The 7,827-nt window shown below is 43.0% G+C and carries 7 protein-coding genes and 1 tRNA gene; 5 read left to right on the top strand and 3 right to left on the bottom strand.

The features are described from left to right. The first annotated feature begins 212 nt into the window (after positions 1-212). Entirely contained in the window at positions 213-1,403 is a 1,191-nt protein-coding gene (gene metC / locus G337_RS0118140) for a cystathionine beta-lyase (RefSeq protein ID WP_028865142.1), read from the top strand. Positions 1,404-1,469: 66 nt separating this feature from the next. Here the strand turns inward: metC and G337_RS0118135 are convergent, their stop codons facing one another. Then, entirely contained in the window at positions 1,470-3,419 is a 1,950-nt protein-coding gene (locus G337_RS0118135) for a LysM peptidoglycan-binding domain-containing protein (protein WP_028865141.1), read from the bottom strand. A gap of 60 nt (positions 3,420-3,479) precedes the next feature. Beyond that, complete coding sequence (gene gloB, locus G337_RS0118130; protein WP_028865140.1) at positions 3,480-4,250, bottom strand: hydroxyacylglutathione hydrolase; 771 nt, start codon at positions 4,248-4,250, stop codon at positions 3,480-3,482. A 40-nt stretch (positions 4,251-4,290) separates the two neighbouring features. On the opposite strand from gloB, the gene G337_RS0118125 reads away from it, so the two are divergent. Further along, positions 4,291-5,007, top strand: a complete 717-nt coding sequence (locus tag G337_RS0118125) for a class I SAM-dependent methyltransferase (RefSeq protein ID WP_028865139.1) — start codon at positions 4,291-4,293, stop codon at positions 5,005-5,007. 29 nt (positions 5,008-5,036) lie between these two features. Here the strand turns inward: G337_RS0118125 and rnhA are convergent, their stop codons facing one another. Then, positions 5,037-5,498 carry a ribonuclease HI gene (gene rnhA, locus G337_RS0118120; protein WP_028865138.1) on the bottom strand — a complete coding sequence of 154 codons (462 nt, stop codon included), beginning with the start codon at positions 5,496-5,498 and terminating at the stop codon, positions 5,037-5,039. Between the two features lie 64 nt (positions 5,499-5,562). Between rnhA and dnaQ the strand changes: the two genes are divergently transcribed. The 3 genes from dnaQ to G337_RS0118105 all read left to right on the top strand — a co-directional run bounded on the left by dnaQ (position 5,563) and on the right by G337_RS0118105 (position 7,827). Beyond that, on the top strand, positions 5,563-6,282 hold the full coding sequence (dnaQ, locus tag G337_RS0118115) for a DNA polymerase III subunit epsilon (RefSeq protein WP_028865137.1): 720 nt from the start codon (positions 5,563-5,565) through the stop codon (positions 6,280-6,282). Next, positions 6,270-7,532: a hypothetical protein gene (locus tag G337_RS0118110; RefSeq protein WP_028865136.1), complete on the top strand. Its 1,263-nt coding sequence runs from the start codon at positions 6,270-6,272 to the stop codon at positions 7,530-7,532. The genes dnaQ and G337_RS0118110 overlap by 13 nt, the downstream gene beginning before the upstream one ends. A gap of 218 nt (positions 7,533-7,750) precedes the next feature. Then, positions 7,751-7,827 (top strand) — tRNA-Asp (locus tag G337_RS0118105).

Genomic DNA, 7,827 nt, shown 5'->3' with positions numbered 1-7,827 from the left:
ATGATCTATTTAGGCGTAGGAAAAATGGATGAAAGCAAGGCGTTGATTGCAGTAACTAGTTATTCTAATTACAAAATCAAGAACGAAGCTAGCATCCATTTTAACCAGCATAAATGAATAGAAAATTAGTGGATTTGGTATTGAATATATCGATACTGCAGGTATCGACGCAGCCCGATCTTAACCACAGCAAGCTTAACAAGAGAATTATTATGTCTATCGATAAAGTAAGTACCTTATTAGTCACAGCCGGCCGTTCAAAGAAATTCACTCAAGGCTCGGTAAACCCGGTTATACAGCGGGCATCATCTATTGTATTTGATTCTGTTAAAGCTAAAAAATTTGCCGCGGCAAACCGCGCCAACGGAGAGCTGTTTTACGGCCGCCGCGGCACGTCGACTCACTTCTCATTACAGGAAGCAATGGTTGAACTGGAAGGCGGTGCCGGCTGTGCACTGTATCCCTGTGGAGCTGCTGCAGTTTCAAACGCTGTTCTCGCTTTTGTTGAAGCCGGCGATCATGTGCTGATGACCGGAGCCGCTTATGAACCGACACAAGACTTCTGTAATATTATCCTTAAGGGCATGAATGTAACAACAACCTATTATGATCCGCTGATCGGCGCTGACATTGCACAGTTAATTCAACCGCAGACTAAGGTTGTATTCCTGGAATCCCCGAGCTCAGTGACCATGGAAGTTCAGGATATTCCGGCAATGGTTAAAGCTGTTCGTGCGGTTAATCCGAAGATTATTATCATGATTGATAATACCTGGGCGGCCGGTATTTTATTTAAAGCACTAGAACATGATATTGATATTTCTATACAGGCAGGCACCAAGTATATCATCGGACACTCCGATGCCATGCTCGGCACTGCCGTTGCCAACGAGCGATGCTGGGCTCGCCTGCGTGAACGTTCGTATCTGATGGGGCAGATGGTCGATGCAGATACTGCTTATGCGGCTTCGCGCGGTTTAAGAACCATGGCAGTACGTTTAAAACAGCATCAGGAGAGCAGTCTTAAAATTGCTCACTGGCTGAGTGAACGTCCGGAAGTAGAACGGGTTAATCACCCGGCACTACCGAGCTGCAGGGGCCATGAATTTTTTAAGCGTGACTTTATCGGCAGTAACGGACTGTTCTCGTTTGTACTTAAACAACGTTTATCTGCTCAGCAGTTAGCGGACTATCTGGATAACTTTGAGCATTTCAGCATGGCTTATTCATGGGGAGGTTTCGAATCATTAATTCTGGCTAATCAGCCTAATGAGCTTGATGCTATCCGCCCGGCCGGCGGCATTGATTTTAAAGGCACATTAGTACGGGTGCATATAGGCTTAGAAAACGCAGATGATCTGATTGCAGATCTTGCAGCTGGATTTGAACGTATAACCTCTTAGGAAAACCGTTGCTCCCGGCCTGACAATAAGGCTGGGAGTAAACAGATCAAGACAATTAATATTAGATTAAGTACGCGAGCCCTGCACATTAACAAACACTTTCAGATTTTGCCCAGGCTGAATGTATTTCTGCCCGCTTAATTGATTCCAGCGTTCTAAATCAGCGGTTTTTACATTAAATTTCGATGCAATTGCACCTAAAGAATCACCAGAGCGTACTTTATAAATCACTTCGCGGGTAATCTGATTTTCTGTAGAACGATTAACAAAGATTTTTAAGCTTTGCCCCGGCTGAATATACTTTTTCCCGCTTAACTGATTCCAGCGTTCTAAGTCTGTACTTTTCACCTTGAATTTTTGTGCAATAAGGCCTAATGAATCACCAGGACGTACTTTGTAAGTAACCTGACCGGCAGTTTTATTTTTCGACTGTGCTTGGACTGAATTCGATGCACTCTGCGTGCTGGCAAATATTTTCAGTTTTTGTCCGGGTTTAATATATTTCTGCCCGCTTAATTGGTTCCAGCGCTCTAAATCAGTAGTTTTTACATTATATTTTAATGCAATAGCTCCTAAAGAATCACCAGGGCGCACTTTATAAACAATCTGATTGTTTGACACGGCTTTAAGCGGTTTCCAGATGGTTAACTTCTGTCCCAGGCGTAAAGTTTTCTGCGTACTGGTACCATTCCATTTAGCAATCTGTTTAGAGGTCACCTTATAACGGCGGCTGATATCCCAGAGTGTATCGCCCTCTTTCACGGTATACTGAACTTTTCGTTTGCCCTTATCGCTTTGCTCGAAACGCTTGGCCTGACTATAAAGATAATCCTGCTGGGATTTACTCGCAACGGGTATTAATAACGGCTGGCCGATGCGGATCATTGAACCGTTAAGGTCATTGATCTGTTTTAAGACACTAGTCGTTGTTCCGTAGTTTTGAGCAATAACACTGAGGCTGTCACCAGAGCTCACTTTGTAACGATCCCAGCGGATACGTTTATTTTCATCAATCTGACTTAGTTTTGCAGCGAACTGCTCCGCACTAACCGTAGGCACAAGTAATTTATGCGGGCCGTCTGGAGAAGTTGCCCAGTGGTTAAAAGCCGGATTCAACAACTGGATCTCAGCAATACTTAGATCAGAAAATTCAGCTGCATAAGCAAGTTCAATCTGAGAATTTGTATCAATGTAAGTTAATACCTGCTTATTCGCTATCACCGGCAGTTCAACACCGTATTCCTGGTGATTACGTAAAATATCAACCAGGGCTAATAACTTAGGAACATACTCCTGCGTTTCTCTGGGCAGATCTAAATTCCAGTAATCGGTTGGTTTATTCAGTTTCTTATTTTTACGTGCAGCCCGCTGTACTCGCCCTTCACCTGAGTTATAGGCGGCTAATGCATGCAGCCAGTCATCACCGAGATATTTATGCAGAATTTCCATATAACGCAGAGCGGCTTCTGTCGAGGCGTAGACATCACGACGGCCGTCATACCACCAGTCCTGTTTTAAACCGAAGCGTTCTCCTGTAACCGGCATAAACTGCCAAAGCCCTGAGGCGCTTGCATGCGAATAAGCAAAAGGGTCAAAGGTGCTTTCAACAACCGGCAGCAAAGCTAATTCTAATGGTAAATTTTTTGCTTCAATCTGCTCAACAATCAGATATAAAAACGGCTCCGCGCGTTTGGATACCTGTTTTAAATAATTGGGATTATTTAAAAAATAATTACGCTGCCTGGCGATACGGGAATTTTCCGGGACTTCAAATACGAAACCTTCAGCTAGTTTTAACCATAGGTTTTCATAACCGGGTGCCTGAATTTGTGTATTTTCATTAAGCGGCTCCTCTTCAACTAGCCGGGTCAGCCCTTCTTCGCTGTCAATCTCCAGCAGCGGCTCATCCAGTAAATAGTCATTTTCAGCTGATAAATGACTTTGATCAGCTGTATTTGTTGTTGTCTGACAGGCAGTTAAAAAAAACAGTAAAAAAAACGAGCACAATAATTTCATAAAAGGGGCCACTTACCAATAATAAGTGGCGTATTCTAGCTTAAATCACAGACAAATTCATTAGAACCTGTCTTTATACTTACGCAGCGCGGTAAAACAGGATAAGGGATCGCTTAACTGTTCTGCCAAATGCATCTGCAGAGCGTTAACCAGCGAACTTTCGCTGCAGCGTAAAAACGGATTTATGGATTTTTCCAATCCTATAGTGGTGGGAATAGTCGGCAGCCCCTGCTGACGTTTTTTGCTGACTTCCTGAATATATTTCAACAGGGCTTCATTTTTCGGTTCAAGATGAAATGCAAAAATAAGATTATTCTGCGTATATTCATGGGCACAATAAACCAGTGTATTATCAGGTAATGATGTAAAACGCGATAAAGCTTCAAACATCTGCTCATAGGAGCCTTCAAACACACGGCCGCAGCCGCCGGAAAACAGAGTGTCTCCGCAGAAAAGAAATGATTCATTATAATATGCAACGTGATCCAGAGTATGCCCCGGTACAGCCATTACTTTTAATGAAAAACGGCCGTCAAAAAAGCTGAGTGTCTGTCCGTCTGTGATCCCTTCACTTTTTGCAAACAGTTTCTTCTGACAATAAACAGCAATTTTCTCATCGCGCACAGAAAGCAGGGCTTCAACACCGTCAATATGATCATAATGACCATGGGTTAAAATAACGGCATCCACAATTAACTGCTGCGCTTCTAATATTTCCAGAACTGGACCTGCATCACCAGGATCAACAACAATGCAATGCTGACTTTGACTATCTTTAATAAGCCAAATATAGTTATCATCAAATGACTTCAGCGTTAAAATATTAACCATAGTTGATTCTCTATCTAATTGATTTGGAGTAAGTTGAAATATGAAAATAGCAAAAACATCTCGTATTTTAACCCCGATTGAAGACTGGCATCAATTGCCGAATGGTAAAACCCTATTGAAACAAACTCAGCAGCGTATTGACAGCTATCTGCCGCGATGTTTTGGTTATCATTTATTAAAATTAGGCAGATTAAGCAGTTTACTGGATACATCAAGATCGACAATTTCCCATCAAATCAACTGCGCATCCGACGGAGAAGGTATTGGTTTATTAGCAGACCTTCATCAGCTGCCGTTACAAACATCTTCTGTCGACCTTTGTATTCTGGCTCATGAATTAGATTTTTCAAGCGATCCCCATCAACTATTACGCGAGATTGACCGGGTCTTAACACTGGACGGTACACTGATTATCAGCGGTTATAATCCGATTAGTTTATTCGGGCTGCGCTCTCTTTTAAAACCCAAACATTCACAAACGGCCCGTCTGTTTTTACCTAACCGGGTACGGGACTGGCTGCATCTGCTAGGTTTTGAAGTAAAACAAAAGCAGCATTTTGATTTTCTTTCCGGTGAATTTAACAGCTCGTTCTCTTCATGTATAGAAAGCATAGGGCAGCGTTATACCCCCTATTTCTGCAGTGTTTATTTTATTGTTGCTAAAAAACAGTGTACGCCGCTGACTCCGGTTAAATCCCCGTTTCAATTTAAAAAACCAAGTTTAGCCGGACGGACGGTTGTCACACGCAGCCGTTAGATAAAACAGCAGTCTCCTGCGCTATTGTTTTATCCGTCATAACCGATATCTTCCTGCACTGGTTTAGCTTCCGCTGCGGCGCGGGCTAAATCATCACAGCGCTCATTTTCAGGGTGACCGGAATGTCCTTTTACCCAGTGCCAGGTAACCTTGTGTTTTTCCTGAGCAGCATCTAATGCTTTCCACAGATCCACATTTTTTACCGGTGCTTTAGCTGCCGTCTTCCAGCCCCGCTTTTTCCAGTTATGGATCCACTGAGTGATCCCCTGACGTACATACTGGCTGTCGGTTGTAAGGTCAATCTCACAGGGCTCGGTTAAACCTGCCAGACCTTTTATACAGGCTAACATCTCCATGCGGTTATTAGTCGTTCTTACATATCCTTCAGATAATTCTTTGCGGTGCTGGTTATATATTAAAACGGCACCATAACCGCCTGGTCCCGGATTACCTAAACATGAACCATCTGTATAAAGTTGGATTTTTTTCATTATTACCGTCATATAAATTTGCTAAACTTAACTAAACTCATTCGAACTATAAATAGAGATCAAGATGAACACAAACAAAATGATACGGCAAGTCGTTTTAGATACTGAAACTACAGGTATGAACAAAGATGGTATTGTTTATGTGGGGCATCGGATTATCGAAATAGGCTGTGTTGAAGTTATTAACCGGCGCTTAACCGGCCGCCATTACCATGTTTATGTAAAACCAGACCGCGAAGTGGATCCTGAAGCGGTAACGGTTCATGGTATTACAGATGAATTTCTGCAGGATAAACCCGCTTTTAGTGAAATTGCAGACGAGTTTATTGATTTCATTAAAGGAGCAGAACTTGTTATCCATAACGCGCCCTTTGATGTCGGCTTTATGGATCAGGAGTTTCGTTTTTTAAATAAAAAAACGCAAAGCACTGAAGAAATGTCGACAGTGACCGATACCCTGGAAATGGCTAAAAAGATGTTTCCGGGTAAACGGAACAATCTGGATGTCTTGTGTGACAGATACGGCATTGATAATAAACACCGTGTATTACACGGCGCGTTATTAGATGCAGAAATACTGGCGGATGTTTACCTGTTAATGACCGGCGGACAGGCAAATCTCAATCTTGCAAGTTCAGACAGCGGTGAAGTCAGTACGGGGCGCCGGCCTCGCCAGTCTTTATCACCATTAACCGTGATACATGCAAGCGAAGCTGAAAATCAAGCGCACCAGGAGCGTTTAGATCTTATCGACAAATCAGGGAGCTGCCTGTGGCGACAGTAATACAAAGAATTATTATCAGTTTACTGCTGCTGCTCGCTTATACGCAGTCAACTGCGCATACTATTTATGCACCTAATGATATTCCATTATTAGACAACCGCTTCAGAATTGATCCTAACACTGAGCAGATAACTTTTATTCTCAATCACTCTGAAGGCCCGCGAAGAGTTGTACTGGTTCGCCCCGACGGCAGTAAAATCTATTATAAAAGGAATCCGGAAAACGTCGGCTGGGTAACCAGCAGGACGCAGGATATTGTCACTATAGACAACCCAATGGCAGGCCCGTGGCAGGCAATTGCCAAACTGGACGGCAATAACCGTATTAAATTAATGAGTAAGGTTGAATTAAAAACCAACAAGCTTCCGTTAAAATTATACTCTCAAGAATATATCACCACCCATGCTTCGCTTTATAATGAAAATAAGTTAATGACCAATAAGGCTTATCTGGATGATGCAAAATTATCAGTTGCATTAATCGGCGGTGCCAGCAAAACCCTGACTCTATATCAGGATGACGGCAAAGGTTATGATGCTCTGCCCTTTGACGGGAAATTAACTGCCCGTGTTTACGTCGACCTTCTTCCCGGACGCTACTTACTTAACATCAGAACGAAAAATGATGTATTTATTCGTAATGTTAACCACGATGCCGTGGTTTTTCTCCCGCCGGTGAGTTACCAAGTAGATGCACTTGAAGCCGGCAGCGATCAGGCTTTGTTTGAGTTTAAAATTGATGCAGATGAATTAGATCCGTTATCGGTTACCATTAACGGAATTATTAAAGACGCCGACAACAACATAGTAGAGCAGTTAATCATCCATAGTGCAGACAACGTTTCTACACAGAACCTGTTCACCACGGTTAAAAAACTATCACATAATATGTTTACCTTTTCTGCTAAAGCATTTGCGACTACACGCAAGGGAAGAGAGGTTGAACTGCATCTGCCGGATCGTATCTTTGAACTGGTTCCTCCGATCGTTATACCGGAAGCTAATCTCAGTGAAGCCTTAGCGACGGTGACAGAAGAACTAAACATAGCGCAGGAGACTCCTTCGTTATTAAGTGACTGGCGGGTTATCGCGGCGGCCGGCGCTTTGTTTTTATTACTGCTGGTAACAATTGCATTTATTCTCTTACGGCGCAGAAAGAAAAATAAACTTTCCGAAGAGAACGGTGAGGCTTCATTATCACTCGATGAGCTGCAGCCGACTCCGATTGATCTGAAAGAGGATAAAAAATAGCAGCCAGCTGCAACAAAATAAAAAGGACAGCAGCTGCACGGCAGAATCACTGCTAATAATTTGCACAATTTCAAATTATTTGGGCATAAAGTAGGCACTTGATACGCTTGAAGGCTAATAATAGACTTTTTTTGTTTTTCCTTGTTGACTCAGCAAAAGCAACTACGTATTATCTGCGCCTCAACAAGACGCACTGTAAGTGCGGCGTTGATTTAGCTGGAGTGGTAGTTCAGTTGGTTAGAATACCGGCCTGTCACGCCGGGGGTCGCGGGTTCGAGTCCCGTCCACTCCGCCA

It is taken from the genome of Psychromonas aquimarina ATCC BAA-1526, assembly GCF_000428725.1.
GTDB classification, from domain to species: Bacteria; Pseudomonadota; Gammaproteobacteria; order Enterobacterales; family Psychromonadaceae; genus Psychromonas; species Psychromonas aquimarina.
Note: the sequence above shows the minus strand (reverse complement) of the source record. Positions and strands in the feature narration are given on the sequence as shown.

Coding starts and splice junctions, on each gene's coding strand:
- metC (WP_028865142.1), top strand. CDS start 213: ATGTCTATCGATAAAGTAAGTACCTTATTAGTCACAGCCGGCCGTTCA.
- G337_RS0118135 (WP_028865141.1), bottom strand. CDS start 3,419: ATGAAATTATTGTGCTCGTTTTTTTTACTGTTTTTTTTAACTGCCTGT.
- gloB (WP_028865140.1), bottom strand. CDS start 4,250: ATGGTTAATATTTTAACGCTGAAGTCATTTGATGATAACTATATTTGG.
- G337_RS0118125 (WP_028865139.1), top strand. CDS start 4,291: ATGAAAATAGCAAAAACATCTCGTATTTTAACCCCGATTGAAGACTGG.
- rnhA (WP_028865138.1), bottom strand. CDS start 5,498: ATGAAAAAAATCCAACTTTATACAGATGGTTCATGTTTAGGTAATCCG.
- dnaQ (WP_028865137.1), top strand. CDS start 5,563: ATGAACACAAACAAAATGATACGGCAAGTCGTTTTAGATACTGAAACT.